At 57.1% G+C, this 14,875-nt stretch carries 16 protein-coding genes and 1 tRNA gene; 10 read left to right on the top strand and 7 right to left on the bottom strand.

Features of this window, described 5'->3' with window-relative positions:
- Positions 1-105 precede the first annotated feature (105 nt).
- Positions 106-1,275: a polysaccharide biosynthesis/export family protein gene (locus tag FH061_RS19870; protein ID WP_225984747.1), complete on the top strand. Its 1,170-nt coding sequence runs from the start codon at positions 106-108 to the stop codon at positions 1,273-1,275.
- A gap of 122 nt (positions 1,276-1,397) precedes the next feature.
- Here the strand turns inward: FH061_RS19870 and FH061_RS31080 are convergent, their stop codons facing one another.
- The 3 genes from FH061_RS31080 to FH061_RS19855 all read right to left on the bottom strand — a co-directional run bounded on the left by FH061_RS31080 (position 1,398) and on the right by FH061_RS19855 (position 3,313).
- Positions 1,398-2,267, bottom strand: coding sequence for a hypothetical protein (locus tag FH061_RS31080; RefSeq protein WP_225984746.1), 870 nt, complete (start codon positions 2,265-2,267; stop codon positions 1,398-1,400).
- A 60-nt stretch (positions 2,268-2,327) separates the two neighbouring features.
- On the bottom strand, positions 2,328-2,642 hold the full coding sequence (locus FH061_RS19860) for a hypothetical protein (RefSeq protein WP_151637573.1): 315 nt from the start codon (positions 2,640-2,642) through the stop codon (positions 2,328-2,330).
- Between the two features lie 275 nt (positions 2,643-2,917).
- Positions 2,918-3,313: a nuclear transport factor 2 family protein gene (locus FH061_RS19855; RefSeq protein ID WP_151637572.1), complete on the bottom strand. Its 396-nt coding sequence runs from the start codon at positions 3,311-3,313 to the stop codon at positions 2,918-2,920.
- Positions 3,314-3,512: 199 nt separating this feature from the next.
- On the opposite strand from FH061_RS19855, the gene FH061_RS19850 reads away from it, so the two are divergent.
- A complete protein-coding gene (locus FH061_RS19850) occupies positions 3,513-4,157 on the top strand; it encodes a histidine phosphatase family protein (RefSeq protein ID WP_225984745.1) in 645 nt (214 codons plus the stop codon).
- Between the two features lie 102 nt (positions 4,158-4,259).
- Here the strand turns inward: FH061_RS19850 and FH061_RS19845 are convergent, their stop codons facing one another.
- Positions 4,260-4,502 (bottom strand): hypothetical protein, encoded by a 243-nt coding sequence (locus tag FH061_RS19845; protein ID WP_151637571.1) that lies wholly within the window; start codon positions 4,500-4,502, stop codon positions 4,260-4,262.
- 319 nt (positions 4,503-4,821) lie between these two features.
- Between FH061_RS19845 and FH061_RS19840 the strand changes: the two genes are divergently transcribed.
- From FH061_RS19840 to FH061_RS19805, 8 genes are all read left to right on the top strand, one after another.
- Positions 4,822-4,898 (top strand) — tRNA-Arg (locus tag FH061_RS19840).
- A gap of 495 nt (positions 4,899-5,393) precedes the next feature.
- Positions 5,394-6,071: a response regulator gene (locus tag FH061_RS19835; protein ID WP_151637570.1), complete on the top strand. Its 678-nt coding sequence runs from the start codon at positions 5,394-5,396 to the stop codon at positions 6,069-6,071.
- Positions 6,058-7,473 carry a sensor histidine kinase gene (locus tag FH061_RS19830; protein ID WP_151637569.1) on the top strand — a complete coding sequence of 472 codons (1,416 nt, stop codon included), beginning with the start codon at positions 6,058-6,060 and terminating at the stop codon, positions 7,471-7,473. The genes FH061_RS19835 and FH061_RS19830 overlap by 14 nt, the downstream gene beginning before the upstream one ends.
- A gap of 126 nt (positions 7,474-7,599) precedes the next feature.
- Positions 7,600-8,295, top strand: a complete 696-nt coding sequence (locus FH061_RS19825) for a TerC family protein (RefSeq protein ID WP_151637568.1) — start codon at positions 7,600-7,602, stop codon at positions 8,293-8,295.
- A 52-nt stretch (positions 8,296-8,347) separates the two neighbouring features.
- Positions 8,348-8,788, top strand: a complete 441-nt coding sequence (locus FH061_RS19820; protein ID WP_151637567.1) for a universal stress protein — start codon at positions 8,348-8,350, stop codon at positions 8,786-8,788.
- Positions 8,789-9,105: 317 nt separating this feature from the next.
- Positions 9,106-11,487, top strand: coding sequence for an AI-2E family transporter (locus FH061_RS19815; protein ID WP_225984744.1), 2,382 nt, complete (start codon positions 9,106-9,108; stop codon positions 11,485-11,487).
- Positions 11,488-11,636: 149 nt separating this feature from the next.
- On the top strand, positions 11,637-12,164 hold the full coding sequence (locus tag FH061_RS19810) for a GAF domain-containing protein (protein WP_404822485.1): 528 nt from the start codon (positions 11,637-11,639) through the stop codon (positions 12,162-12,164).
- Positions 12,161-12,646 (top strand): response regulator, encoded by a 486-nt coding sequence (locus FH061_RS19805; RefSeq protein ID WP_225984743.1) that lies wholly within the window; start codon positions 12,161-12,163, stop codon positions 12,644-12,646. Before FH061_RS19810 ends, FH061_RS19805 begins: the two co-directional genes overlap by 4 nt.
- A 62-nt stretch (positions 12,647-12,708) precedes the next feature.
- On the opposite strand, the gene FH061_RS19800 is transcribed toward FH061_RS19805, so the two are convergent.
- The 3 genes from FH061_RS19800 to FH061_RS19790 all read right to left on the bottom strand — a co-directional run bounded on the left by FH061_RS19800 (position 12,709) and on the right by FH061_RS19790 (position 14,875).
- Positions 12,709-13,344, bottom strand: a complete 636-nt coding sequence (locus FH061_RS19800; RefSeq protein ID WP_151637565.1) for a YbhB/YbcL family Raf kinase inhibitor-like protein — start codon at positions 13,342-13,344, stop codon at positions 12,709-12,711.
- 500 nt (positions 13,345-13,844) lie between these two features.
- Complete coding sequence (locus FH061_RS19795) at positions 13,845-14,270, bottom strand: hypothetical protein (protein ID WP_225984742.1); 426 nt, start codon at positions 14,268-14,270, stop codon at positions 13,845-13,847.
- A gap of 251 nt (positions 14,271-14,521) precedes the next feature.
- Entirely contained in the window at positions 14,522-14,875 is a 354-nt protein-coding gene (locus FH061_RS19790) for a hypothetical protein (protein ID WP_151637564.1), read from the bottom strand.

Raw genomic sequence — 14,875 nt, 5'->3', positions numbered from 1 at the left:
TGCGGTGCCGCAAGCCGGGTCTTCGAAACCGATGCGGCAAGCCGCTTGCGACAAAGGATGTCACCGCGATACGTGTCATCATCATGTAAAGGACAGGAAACTACTATGCTGCGCCATGCCAGAAAACCAGTGACAACGCTCGTGATGATTCTATCGGCGCCATGGCTCTTGCCTGGGTGCGCATCGGTCGCGCCTGGCATGCATTTCCAAGGCGCGCAGGGTTCTTCAGATGCCGGCGGCACGAGCGCCTCCGGTGCGGAAATGACCAATGCAGTCCTCAAGCCAATCACTCCGCAACTGGTAAAGATGGAAAACGCGCTGCGGGAGAAGCAGGTGAGCCAGGATATTGGCAAGCTTCTCGGTAAACCGGCGGCGTACACGATTGATAGCGGCGATGTGCTTTCCATTGTTGTCTGGGATCACCCCGAATTGTCCAACAGTGCGACTACCGCCGTCGGCATGCAGGCCGGCGCAGGCGCTGACGCTTCAACCTTCGCGACGACCGCCCCTCCTGCCGGCTTTATGGTCGATCATCAGGGCGAGATCCAGTTTCCCTATGCGGGTGCGATCAAGGTCGCCGGACTGACTCAGGAACAGGCGCGCAACCTGCTGGCCGGCAAGCTTTCGAAATACCTTCGGCAGCCAAAGGTGACATTGCGTGTCCAGGCGTTCCGCAGCAAGAGGGTCTATGTAGACGGCGAGGTGAAGAGCCCCGGCCTGCAGTCAATCAATGACATCCCGATGACCCTGGTGGAGGCACTCAATCGCGCTGGTGGCGTCATGCCCACCGGCGACCAGAGCCAGATCGTGATCAATCGTGGGGGAACGAACTATCAGATCAATCTGCCGCAACTGGTTCAGCGTGGCGTCAATCCCGGCAGCATACTCCTTGCCGACGGGGACGTGGTACGTGTCAGGTCGCGTGATGAAAGCAAGGTCTTCGTTTCGGGGGAAGTGGTCAGCCCGCGCGCCCTGACCATGTATAACGGACGTTTGACGCTGAATGAGGCGCTTGGAGAATCCGGTGGCGTCAATCCATTGTCCGGTGACGGCAGCCAGATTTACGTGATTCGGAAGAACGGGCCCGATCAGGTGGTCTATCAGCTTGATGGCCGTGGGGCTGGAGCGATGGCCATGGCGGAGGGATTCGAGCTGTCTCCCAAGGATGTGGTCTATGTCGCGGCCACACCGCTGGCCAACTGGAACAGGACGATCAGCTTGATCCTGCCAAGCGCATTGTCCTCGGCCGTCGGAGTGCTGAATCCCCTGAAGTAAAACGTCTTGCCAGGACCAAGACCAGAAATGGGAGGGCGCGCCCGTCGATTGCGGGCGCGCTTCTTAATGCGGGACTTGCTGTCTGAAGCCCGGAAACCTCTTCGAAACCTTCGACATCCAGGTTAGCTGTAATACTTGCTCACGATTTCGCCAAATGCTTCTTCGACCGATTTCCCCTTCGTCATCAATTCGGTGATTTCTTCGGTATGTTCGGTAATCGTCGGCGGCAGGGATTGCCTGTTGTTCCTGAAATATTCGTAACGCTGAGCGGCATACATGTCCATCTGGCGTGCTTTCGCAGTCTTGGTTTCGCCACCACCGGCTGCTTTCCGCGCAACCCGGACCCCTCGCGCTCCCGTACGTGATGTAGAACCAATGCCGCTGATCAGCCTTTGTACCTGATCAACGCTCATGATCGCTGTCGCATTGGGACCGGTGAACTCTTCACCTTGCACCGTGAGCAAATGGTGATTGCGGTCGAACGCCATGGTTTTGCCAAGGTCATTGATAACCTGGTAAGCGGGTTGAGGGCCGCCAGCGACGTGGGAAAACTGAACGCGGCCGCCGTAGGCTTGCATTTTTTCCAGTACGCCATTCAAGTATTCGACTGGAAGGTTGTCAATCTTGCCATCCCAGCGTTTGTTTCGTGTTGTCTTCAATATCTGCTTCCAAAAAATAAAGCGTGCCGGAACCCGGCACGACGAAGGCATAAAAATCCAGCGGACCGCTATTATCCAGTAATCGGGCAAGGGAGTTATGACAAAGCTCAGGTGGGCGTGTTCATTTATTGATAAAACGGCACACCGGCTTTGGGCAATGAGCGTACGGGAAGAGAATTTGAATCGATGCTCATCGCACTGCATCTGGCAAGTTGCGGTGCGATGGGGATTCGTTCCTGCGTTGCCCGACATACCCGTCAGCGCATAGCACAAGCTATACGCTCCCAGACATAACTCCGAGCAGCAGTCCGCTGTCGCATAACGGCTCATCATGGCATGCCATGCGACAGGAAAAGAAAAGGAATTTATTGCCGGAGTGTCCCGGCAGGTATTTTACTGGAGGTATTGCTCGAGCATGAACAATTCATCATGCAATTGTTCAAGTGCGTGACGGGTATCTTTATGGCGCGGCTGTTCGCAGGTGCGCATCAGCAATGCGCCTGTTGCCTTGAGATGCTCGAGATAGTCACCCAGACGGGATGCGGCTTGCCCATTGTCCAGCATGACGCGGAGGTGGGCTGAATCACGGTTGAGGCTCTTCAGGTAGGTCTGGACACGTCCGTCCATATGTCGTTCGCACATTTCCTTCGCGACACCGATCGATTGTTCAACACGTGCCAACTGCTCTTTGACCCTGCTGTGTTCCATATTCGTCTCCGCTCAATTTAAGACTGGTCAGCCCGCGGTCTCTGGCTGTGTTATCAGTACAGGACGGCTGAGAATGACCTCTGTTCTTTCCGATGTGCCGGTAAAAGAACTGCTTGCTTGACAGGAAACGTCCTTATCAAAAGGATAGTTGACGCTAGAATGTTACTCAATGTAACAATAGATGGCAGTATGGCAACATTGCAGCGAGCAGGATCGCTGTAGTCAGCTCGATTGGCCGTGGAGACCGTCAATTTTGGTTGCCAGGTGGAGCGCCATCAGCGGATAGCGGCAAGAGCATGCTGCGAAACATGGGTTCGGATCGGCTCGGTATCATAAATGATAGTGAGTTTGGAGATCGTTTTGCGATCGGCCGAAAATTCAAAAATCATCACTCCGTCGAATTCGAGCGTCTTGCCATTATTAAGAATCCATGTGTAATGCAGCTGCATGGCGAGTGAGGCATTATTGTCTAAGGACTGAAAAACGCAACGCAACCGCGTGATCGTTTCCTTGGTCGTGCCAAAGAGCCATTCATGGAACTTGCGTGCCGTTGACCGCCCTGTCAGTGGAGCACTGACGCTGGCATTCTCCGCAAAGAGCGTCATTATCTGTTCGAGGTTGCCCTTGTTGATGGCATCCTGATATTGTCGACAAAGTTCGAAGCCGTACATATTATTTTAGTAAGCATTAATCCCAGTGTATGAGAAGCTAACCGCAACGACGCCACTCCGCAATCCCATGTTTATGGAAATTCGCGCAAGCAACAAGATGAATGGATGCTTGCAGGCTGTTGAACGCCAAGGTTTCCGGACTCGCGGCGGATCGTGTCTTCTTGGCACTTTGAGATTGACAAAGAGGTTGGCATTCCGCATGCAGTCTGAAAATGATCACGCAGACAAAAAGATGATGGAGATTGCAATGACGCCGGTGTCCGATAGGATGTTCCGTTTTGTTTCCATGGTTGCCTTGTTCGCAACGCTGTCGTTGCATGGAGCGGCTGCGCTCGCCGATCAGGCGCTTTGGCCCAAGCTGCGGCAGGGCGGACATGTCATCCTGATGCGTCACGCAGTCACGGTGCCTGGAGTAGGGGATCCATCGAGCTTCGCACTGGGAGATTGCAGCACGCAGCGCAATCTGTCAGCACAAGGTCGTGATGATGCAAGGCAAATAGGCAAACTGTTCCGCGATAAGGCAATTCCTGTCGAGGAGGTATGGTCGAGTCGCTGGTGCCGTTGCATCGACACGGCGTTGATTGCCTTCGAGGGCGTGAAGACCATGTCCATGCTCGATTCCATCTTCAATGAAGATAGCAAGCGTGCCGCGGACAGGACCGCCGATGCCATGCGCGTGATCCCGCGCTCAGGCTTGAAAGGCAACCTCGTGCTGGTGACTCATCAGCAAAACATACAGGCATTGACTGGAGAGTCGTTGTCGGCTGGGGAGATGTTGGTGACGAAAATGGGACGGGACGGCCGCCTCGAATTGGTTGGGCGCATGTTGCCGACATTGAAGTAACTCGAATTACCGGCCGCCTTTGCCGCAGTGACGGCCGGTAGTATTCGTTACTTTTGTCAGCGGACCAGACTTGGATGCAATGTATCTTCCGCCAGCCCTTGCTTACTGCTCGGCGTGAATTTCCCCTGGTCCCCGGTGACGTCCGGCGCGTGCCCATGCAGCTTGTTCCAGTTCATAGTCGCTTGCGCAGTCGCTGTCACAGAACTTGTGGCTTGGAGGAAGTGCTTCGTCGCAAAACCAGCAACTGCCTTTGGCCGGCAAGGTTGGCTGCCGACGACAGGCTTCAATTGCTGCCATGCGGTTGCGTTCAATATTGTCGTTGGCGACATCGGCTTCATCGCTCATCCCAGCCTCCTTATCAATGTTATGGATTGCGTAGAAAAACTGCGGCGACCGCCGCGTTGCAAGAAATATATCGAAGCCCGCGCCTTTGGAGAATCGGAATCTTCTGGCTTTGCACGTAGGAAAAATCGTACTTCAATACTTCTTTGAAATTTCTCAAGCTTAAAGGGGGCAGGTTTCCAAGTTGGATGAAGGAAGACGAAGCCAGAAGATCAGGGCACCCGGTCGGTGGTCCAACAACACCGAATTTGAAAAGAATGTGAGGAAAGATGCAGAAAGGACTGGAAAAGCAATTGTCTTTGCGCTATGATGCGAGTCCTTCGCGGCTGTAGCTCAGCTGGATAGAGTACTTGGCTACGAACCAAGGGGTCGTGGGTTCGATTCCTGCCAGCCGCACCACACACAGCAGTACAGACGGGCGAGAGCGTAAGCTTCTCGCCCGTTTTCACATGGTTCTTCTGCGTAGTGGAGGAAGTTGAAAATTGGTTGAAGCCAAATGGCGCGAAATCGTGTCGAGACAAGGGAAAAAGCACAGCAATGCCGAGGCCTTGTGCATTTTGCCGCGCTATCGGCATGATTCCCGTCTTGTCGACAGTTGACCAACCAATTTCCAATTCCCCGCTAGAGCGGATTGCGGGTGGGTGTATCAAGAATTGGTTTGCCTTGGGATGGGGGTCAAGGCGGGAGGAGCGCCCGCGGCGGCACACACCAGCGACGAACAACGCTGCCATGTCCCCAGCAGGCCGAGGCAACCGTATCTTCATCTGCATCCGCTCCAGTTAGGCGGGCCGATAAACGGGCCCACAAGGAATACAGGCCACGCATGGCGATCCGTTATGTTTCCTCGGTTAGAATTCAGGCTATCTCTGCCACTGTGCTCACTACATAAAAGCAATGCGTATCCTGCTCGCCGAAGATGATGAAATACTGGCCGATGCACTGTTCCGCGCACTGGTGCAGTCCGCCTATGCGGTGGATCTCGTAGCTGACGGCCTGCAGGCAGAGCATGCCTTGGCGGTTCATGCCTACGATCTGGTGGTTCTGGATGTCGGCCTTCCGGGCATGAGCGGCTTTGACCTGCTGCGGCGTCTTCGCTCCCGCAAATCGCAGGTGCCGGTGTTGATTCTCACCGCGCTGGATGCACTGGCTGATCGGGTCAAGGGATTGGATCTGGGCGCCGACGACTACCTCACCAAGCCATTCGATTTGCCTGAACTGGAAGCTCGCGTGCGTGCACTGCTGCGCCGGGGGAATGGGAATTCCGCGCCGGACCTTCATCATGGCCGACTGCGTCTCGATTCGGGAGGGCGCCGCCTCTATTGCGATGAGCAGCCGATCGAGCTTTCCGCGCGCGAACTGGCCCTGTTCGAGCTGCTTCTGATGCGGGAGGGGCGGGTGGTCAGCAAGGAACACATGGTGAATCATCTGTATGGCTGGGGCGACGAGGTCGGCCCCAATGCGATGGAGGTCTATGTCTATCGCGTACGCAAAAAGCTGGAGCCTTTCGGCTGCCGCATACGTACCATACGCGGCATGGGCTATCTGCTGGAACGCACCGATGCCTCGGCATGATCCGGCGCTTCAACGGAAACTGCTGACATGGCTGCTCGGTCCGCTGCTTGCCCTGCTGCTTCTTGACTCGCTCGTTACTTACGCCACCTCCGTCAGCTTCGCAAATCAGGCTTATGACCGCGCACTGCATGAAATTGCGCGCGAGGTTTTCCTGCATGTGCGGCATGAAGGAGGCCGTCCCCGCATCGATCTTCCGCCTGCCACGGAAAGAGTGCTGATGATGGATCAGGACGACCGGCTCTTCTACAAGGTTTCGTTGGATGACGGCAGGGAAGTAGGCGGCGATGCCGCCATCCGGCCGCCGGACACCGCCGTCGCAGGGCACCAAAGCGTCGTCTTTTACGATGACACGCTCCATGGCATGGATGTCAGAATGGTGGCTGCGCGCATGGCATTCACCGAGGGCGGCAAACCTGTCCAGATGCTGGTACAGGTCGGGGAAACAATCAACAAGCGCCAGCGGCTGGCAACGGAGATCCGTGCCAGCGTACTTGTTCCGCAATTGCTCCTGATTGTGCTGGCCACCATTGCGGTGTGTGTAGGCGTTCGCCAGGGACTCAAGCCGCTGCAGACGCTCAAGCGGGCGGTATCGAATCGCTCGCATCTGGATCTCAGCCCTGTTGACGACCGCGATGTTCCTGGCGAGGTTAGGCCACTGGTGGCGGAGGTGAACGGACTGCTCCAGCGGCTCGACGCCACCCTGGGTTTCCAGAACCGTTTCATTGCCGATGCGGCTCATCAGCTCAAGACACCCGTTGCCGGCATGAAAGCCCAGATCGAGCTGGCCCTTCGCGAAACCGATAGCGGCAAGCTTCAGCGTTCGGTCGCCCAGCTGTATGTCAGCGCCGACCGGTTATCGCGCCTGGTCGGGCAATTGCTCTCATTGGCGCGCAACGAGCCCGGGGCGGTCGACAGCGTCAAGCTCCAGCCGCTTGATCTGCATGCGCTGGCTCTTGAGATCACGATGGAATGGGTACCCGAAGCTCTGAAGCGCCAAATCGATCTCGGATTTGAAGGCGCGGACGGAAGGATCATGATCGATGGTGATACGCATCGGCTGAGGGAATTGATCAACAACCTGATCGACAACGCGGTGCGTTACAGCCAGGACGGCGGCAGAGTCACCGTGCATGTTCGACGCGGCGCGCAGCACGTCCTGTCCATCAGCGATGACGGACCCCGCATACCGGTGGAGGAACGTAGCCGTATTTTCGAGCGCTTTCATCGTCTGCTCGGTAGCCATGCGGACGGGAGCGGGCTGGGTCTTGCCATCGTCAGTGAGATCGCAGCCTTGCATCATGCCAGCATCACGCTGGAAGAAGACAATGACGGAGTCGGCAATGCCTTCACCGTTTTCTTTCCCCCTTCGGGAAGCACAGGCCTGCCCGGCACTCCATCGTAAGCCTGGCGTAAGGATAGAGACAGCATGGCGTAAGGCGGGCGAAAGGAAGGCGACAGGCCATCCCCGTATCCTTGACGGCAATCGAAGACCGGCCCGGTCTTCAGGAAATCATCAAGGAGATAACCGATGTCCATGCTGGCCGCGCCGGAATTCTGGCTTGCCCTGTCCCAGATCATTCTGATCAATATCGTGCTGAGCGGGGACAATGCCGTTGTCATTGCACTTGCCTCGCGTTCGCTTCCGTCGTCGCAGCAAAAGAAAGCCATTCTGTTCGGCAGCGTCGGCGCGATCGTGCTGCGTATCGTGCTGACGTTCTTCGCGGTCTATCTGTTGTCGCTTCCCTATCTCAAGCTGGCCGGTGCCGCGCTGCTGCTGTGGATCGGCGTCAATCTGCTCAAGGGCGAGGATGATGAAGAAGAGCTGGAGGGACATTCGAACCTGGCAGCCGCGATCAAGACCATCATCATCGCGGACCTGGTCATGAGCCTTGACAATGTGATCGGTGTCGCCGCAGCCGCCAAAGGCAACGTCTTCCTGCTGGTCGTCGGCCTGGGGGTAAGTATTCCGCTCATCATTTACGGCAGTACCATCATCCTCAAGCTGATGACCCGCTTCCCCGTCATCATCACCGCAGGCGCGGCGCTGCTCGGCTGGGTAGCCGGCGAGATGGCATTCTCCGATCCCGCCATCGACGGCTGGGCCGCGGCGCACCATAACCTGCACCTCGTCCCGCCGATGCTCTGCGCTTTGCTCGTCATCGCGCTCGGCAAGTGGTTGCAGCGCCGGAACGCGGCCAAGGCACCTCTCAACGAGATGGGCTGAACCTTGCCGCCTGTGCCCGAACGCAGCGTGCATCCATGAGCAAGAAATCACCATGAAAAAAATACTTGTTCCCGTCAGTATCCACAGCAGTCCGGCTCAATTGCGCAGCGCGGCGGCGGAAGCAATCGCCATCTACTACGGCGAGACGTCCGTGCAGGTTCATCTGCTTAGCGTGCAGGTGCCTTTATCGCTTCATGTCGCTGAATTCTTCGATTGTGGAGAACTGCGGCAAATTCATCTTGACGCAGGCAAGGCGGAACTGGCTCCGGTCGCGGCAGCACTGGACAAGGCAGATGTGCCTTACCTGACGCATATCGAAACCGGGCGGACCGCCGAAACCATCGTTCGCTTTGCGACGGAAACGAAGTGCGACCGCATCATCATGGGCAAGGCACCGCAAGCCGGCTTCGCGGAAAAACTGTTCGGCACGCTGGCTAGCGAAGTGCGGCATCTGCTGGGCAGATCGGGAAGCTGCAGAGTCATCGGCTCATAGAACCTCATAGGGGCTCAGCGGGGAGCTGCACTCATGCAATGCGTTTCCTGGCTGTAAATGCCAGGGATGCATTGCAATCCCTCTTTTTTCAACGCGTTGTTCGAGTTGCCGTGCGGATCGACATTGCAAAGGCTAGGTGCCTGATGCAGTCGCGTAACGCCGTAAGTTGCGCAATCACAATGATCGAGTCAGCCGCACCGGAACACTTTCTCCGTTCCGGAACCTAATTTGCGAGTATGTCCGTAAGGGCATGTGGCGGCAGCGGTCGCCGTTCCGATCTCTCACATTGGCATTGCACTCGTCTCTGCTCCCTATCCGTGTCCGACAATTCCACAAACCCAGGCATTAACATCAGCACCGCCCTTGTTGTCGTGCTCAGCATTGGCGTGCTGTACGTGGGGCGCGATATCTTCGTACCGTTCGCGCTCGCCATCCTGCTGAGCTTCATGCTGGCGCCTCCGGTCGCGTGGCTGAGGCGCGTACGCATGCCGCGCACTGCAGCCGTCGTCTTCGTGGTCAGCGGCGCGGTGGCCCTGGTTGCCGGAGTCTCCGTTCTGGTGGGAAGCCAGGTGGTAGCGCTTTCGGAAAACCTGCCGACCTACCAGAAGACAATGCAAAAGAAGATACGCTCCATCCGATCAGCGGCGCCGGGGGGCAGTGCGATCGACCGTACCTCGGCTGTCATCCAGGCGCTCGGCAAGGAATTATCGGAAGTGGCCGGAACCACGCCGCGCACCCGGGACAGTGCATCGAACGCGCCAAAGACGCAACCCATGCCGGTCCGCATCGAGTCAGGCGAACAGCATCCGCTGGAAACCCTGCAAAGCATCGCCGGGTCGCTGATGGGCCCAGTCAGCACGGCCGGCCTGGTGATTGTCTTCATCTTCTTCGTGCTGCTTGCGCCTAGCGATCTGCGGGACCGTTTCATCCGGTTGGCCGGCACCGACCTGCATCGCACCACGGAAGCACTGAGTGAAGCCGCCAGCCGCGTGAGCCGTTATCTATTGATGCAACTGGTCGTGAATGCAACGTACGGCATACCGCTTGGCATCGGCTTGTACCTGATCGGCGTACCTGGGGCTTTTCTCTGGGCGCTGCTGGCGACGCTGCTGCGCTTCATTCCCTATCTCGGGCCGGTGATCGCCGGGATTTTTCCCATGATGCTGGCGTTCGCAGTCGACCCGGGCTGGAACATGCTGCTGTGGACCGGTGCGCTGATCCTTGTGCTGGAACTGGTCAGCAACAACGTGATTGAGCCCTGGCTTTACGGTTCGAGTACCGGCATGACGCCAATGGCGGTGATCCTGTCGGCGATTTTCTGGACCCTGCTGTGGGGGCCGGTCGGGCTGATTCTCGCAACTCCGCTGACCGTCTGTTTCGTCGTGATGGGCCGTTACGTTCCGCAACTGGCCTTCATCGATGTGCTTCTCGGAAGCGACCCGGTGCTGTCCGCGGATGAGCGCATCTATCAGCGTCTACTGGCAGGCAATGTCGAAGAAGCTATCGACATTGCGGAAGAAGAGGTCGCCGGAGATTCCCTGCTGACGTTCTACGACAAGGTGGCCTTGCCCGCATTGCGGCTTGCGGAGAATGCACGGGAGCGGGGCGCCAGCAAGGACGATCGCAAGAACGTTGCCGATGGAATCCGCGCGGTCGTCGCGGATTTGCATGACTTTGAATTGCGCAGGCTGGAGGAGGAGGGCAAGCATCCGATACAGTGGCTGGGCACGCCCGTTTTGTGTGTCGCCGGCCGAGGCGAACTTGACTTCGCGGCCGCCACGCTGCTGGGCCATGTGCTTGAGGGGCGCGGCATAGGGGCTCGTGTCATTCCCTCGGCCGCCATCAGCCTGGACAATATCGGCGGTCTGGATCTGGCAGGCGTCGAAGTGGTGTGCCTTTCCTATCTCAATCCGACGCCCAAAGCCTACGCACGTTTCGTCTGCCGCCGGCTGAGGCCGCGGTCGCGCCGTCTTAAGATTGTGGTCGGCGCCTGGAACCTCGCACCGGAAGCCGGCACATCGGAAAAACTTGCCACGGACGTGGGTGCCGACTCTGCCACAACAAGCATCGAGGCCGCCGCGCACATCATCGAGGACATCGTCGGGCAGGCTGTCGCGCCCGCGGACCTGCCCCCGGTACCTGTTCCTGCGGAGGAAGAGGCTCGATTGCACGCATTGCAATCGAGCGGCGCGCTTGATCCCGACAACAGCGCCCATCTGGACCGTGTCGCGCATACGGTGGCCGATGCCATGGACATGCCGATCGGGATGGTATCGCTGATCGACGAAAGCCTTCAACTGTGGAAGGGGGCATGGGGATTGCCGCAGGAACTTGAAAAGTCACGGCAAGGGACGCGGGAAACTTCCGTATGCAATTATGTCGTGGCCGCCAATGCTCCGCTCGTGGTCGAGGATACGGCCCGCGATCCGCGCTTCTCGCAAAATCCTCTTTTGCGCGAAAACGGGATGCGCTTCTACGCCGGTGTACCGCTGCGCACGAAATCCGGCCATGTCATTGGATCACTCTGCGTGATCGATCTGCGGCCACGCACATTAAGTCCGCGCGAACTCAAGCTCATGCAAGTCATTGCGGACGAGTTGATGGTTGAGCTGGCGAAGGGGCACAAGCTTTCCCGGGAGACGGACGCGGTCGGAGCCGACGCGGGCGCCCTGCCTTTGCCGTTAGGAAGCAGGGGATGAGATATCCCGGCTATGGGCGATATTCGGCGGGATTTAGCAGGACGCAGCATAACCACTTTTTATTGCGTAACCTGCAACTACGCCGGATTTTCAACCACTGCTTGCCGGCGGTTTGGATAATGCAGTAAAGTTGCTTGCGATAAACTGAAATGCAACTCCCTGCTCATATGGAACCTGCTCCAATACCCGCCAACGAGCAACAGCGTCTCGAAGCGCTGCACGCATTACTGCTTCTTGACACGCCGCCCGAAGAGCGCTTTGACCGTATTGTCGAATTTGCCGCGGCCGAGTTTGATGTTCCGGTGGTACTCTTGTCTCTCATTGATGAAAACCGGCAGTGGTTCAAATCCAAGATTGGAGTCGGCCTTTGCGAAACGCCGCGGGAGATTTCATTTTGCGGGCATGCGATTCACTGTGACAAAGTGCTTGTGGTGCCGGATGCGCGGGTTGACGAACGTTTTGTGGATAACCCGCTGGTTCTGGACGACCCCTTTATCCGCTTCTATGCCGGGGCGCCGTTGATCTTGCCGGAGGGGCAGGCGATCGGCACTCTCTGCCTGATCGATACCAAGGTACGACATCTCGACTCGACGGATCTGTCGATTCTTTCCGCACTGCGCGATCTCGTCGTTACCGAAATCCTCTCGCCGGGAAAGATGCCAGAGGTCATGCCATGAATGCACCGGCCATTGCAGGACGCAGAGAGCATTCCGTACCTGCTCGATCAGCGTCGGCCTCCGCACTTCCGCACTCCATGCTGCTGGTGGAAAAGGACCCTCTGCTTCGGCGCACCGTCGCGCTCACCGCGCGTACCTTGGGAATTGCGCACATCCACGAAGCCGCCAGCCAGGCGGCGGCCTGCCGCATGCTTGGCGAACGCACGTACCATGGCGCGGTCATCGCGCTGGACTTCGGCGAGCGCCGATATGCGCAATACGATTTCAGTCTCCTCGATGACATACGTGAGAGCAGCGAGCCATCATGCCGAGACATGCCGCTTGCGGTTTTGGTCGAACATTGCGATGCCGTTCTCTTGCAGGAGCTGCGGCATCGAAAAGTGACCAGGGTCATCCTCAAGCCGTTTCGCGCCCGTATATTGCTCGATACCTTTTCCGAATTCATTTCTCAGCGCCAGGCAGTTGCAATGCGCCACGCCTGATCATTTGCGGGAACGCCTCCGGTACCGGTTCCTGAAGGAAGCGCTGACAGGCTGGACGCGTGTTACGTGCCCGGCGTCTGCGTCGGACCGACAACTCCGACCGCAGTCGATGCGGGTATCTTGATCGAGCCGTCGGGGCGTTCATAGGTGCCGATCAGGCAACCGCTGGCGATCGCATGTTCCTCGATCGCCCTGAGTGCCGCTTCGCGCCCTGGTGTTCCGGGGAGAACGGCTTCGGAATCGAGCGCAAACACCTGAAATGCATAGCGATGTACGCCGTGTCCCGGAGGCGGATCCGGCGGCAGCCATCCGGTGCGCAGATAGGAATTGCGTCCGATGTCACCGTCAAGTCCGTCGTCGCCCAATGCGCCTTCCCCAATATTGCCGTCTTTCGGAGGGAGCGAAGCCACGATGGCATGCACCAGCGGATGTGGCGTAGGTGCATCCGCATCTTCCACCATGAGGAGGAGCGAGCCCGTTCCGTCGGGCACGCCGGTCCATTCCAGAGGTGGCGAGGTGCCGACGCCGTCGGCCGTGTACTGTTCGGGTATGGCCTCGTGATCGCCAAAAGCAAGGCTGCTGACAGAAATGGCTGCCGTTCCGTTTCGCAGATCGATCAGGTTAAAGGCTATGCTGTCCAGACCTGCTCGTCGATCCTGCAGCGCCTGTCCTATCACGCTCGGCAATTTTTCAAGCATTCTTTTCCTCCTGAAGATTGAACGGCTTCGGTATTGATAACCGCCTGGTATGGTCAGTCATCGCGGAGTTGTCCCCGGTGTGCAGGACCCAGGCACGAAGTTTGTCGAGTGCAAGCAATCGATTCAATGTCTCTGATTTGTCAGGCAGTGCTTAGTCATGTTTGACCTGCAATCCAGACATTCGCAATGAGTCGATCTGGTACTGATGTTTCGATGGAGTCGTACGGTATCAACCTGTTCCCGAACCTAAGTTGAAAAAACGTTGCACCAAAGCGTTGCCCGATTTTCGTGCAAGGGATCAAGTGCATGGTGCGGTCGATCTGTCATGTGTCGTGCGGCAAACACAAATGAATGGATTAACCCCGCTTGAGCATGCAGGCAAAGCCATGAGTGAGGATAGGATGACGGGCGGCGGAAAGCTGCCGGAAGGTGAACGAGGCTGCCGGTGAAACGCCGGATTCTTTCGAACCCGGCGGATGTGCGGAGAACAGCGTAATGACTCAAGCTCGCGGCAACGGTCTTGAGTTCTTGATATAGACCATTCGTGCTTTGGCGCGCCGATCGCCGAGAATCTGCCGAAGTTCATTGATGCTAGCCCCGGTACATTCAGACATCCACAGCAGCAGCGAGGCCGCGATCGGAATACGGCGGCTGCGAATCTTGCTGATTACCGAATAGGCGACCTGGAGTTTGCGTGACAGAGCTTTGTCGCTGTTGACCCCCAGACGCGCAAGCAAGGTATCCAGCAAACGGTTGGGGTCATAGTCGAGAGAGTTTGGTGAAAGAGTCTGTGTATTCATTGCAGTGAACAAAGAAATTTTTTCGAACTGGCGATCGGTAGAAACATGACATCTGCGCCTACAAAGATTCAACTCGAGCATCGGTGGCTGCATACACCAATACTGATTACGTGTATTGATATCCATGCTCCATGGGCTCCATCCTCGGATGAAAGCTGGGGAAATATTATTTCGCCTCGCCTACCAGGTTAAGCAGTGCGCGCGATGAAACATGAATGCCTACTGCGCACTTCAAGTGCTTTATAAAATAGCAAGCATTTTTCGGGCCAGCAGTTGGGGTTTCTATAACAATTACATCCATTGGAAATAGTTTTCTCGCCCGATGCAGAAATAAGCTACGCGAGACGAAGCCGAGAATTTATTGGTACAAGCATTCATTATTGTTGCCAAGGCTCACGATACCGCGTAGGCATGTGCGTTTTAGACCCGAGTTGCTTGCCGCGTAACCACAAAGCCAGCCTTGCAGTGCAGAACGACACCAACGCTATCGCTGAAACCGTCAATACCAGCATACCGCCAATCATGATCAAAAGGGCAAGGGCAATAAAAGCCGCGACACCCGCACCCACAAGCTTGAGCAGCCACCATTTGCCAAGCAAAGCTTGAAGAAAAAGTGCCGGGGAGGGGCGTGTCCCCTGTGAGGCATTTCCTTGGGAGCCGTGATGATAGCCGTTGCTCTCCTGACGGGATTGAGGGGAGTCAATAAGCTCCCATTCAGGCTTTTCGGACAT

Origin of the sequence: Noviherbaspirillum aerium (genome assembly GCF_008929045.1) — a bacterium.
Lineage (GTDB): Bacteria > Pseudomonadota > Gammaproteobacteria > Burkholderiales > Burkholderiaceae_D > Noviherbaspirillum > Noviherbaspirillum aerium.
This window is presented reverse-complemented; position numbering and strand designations above follow the sequence as displayed.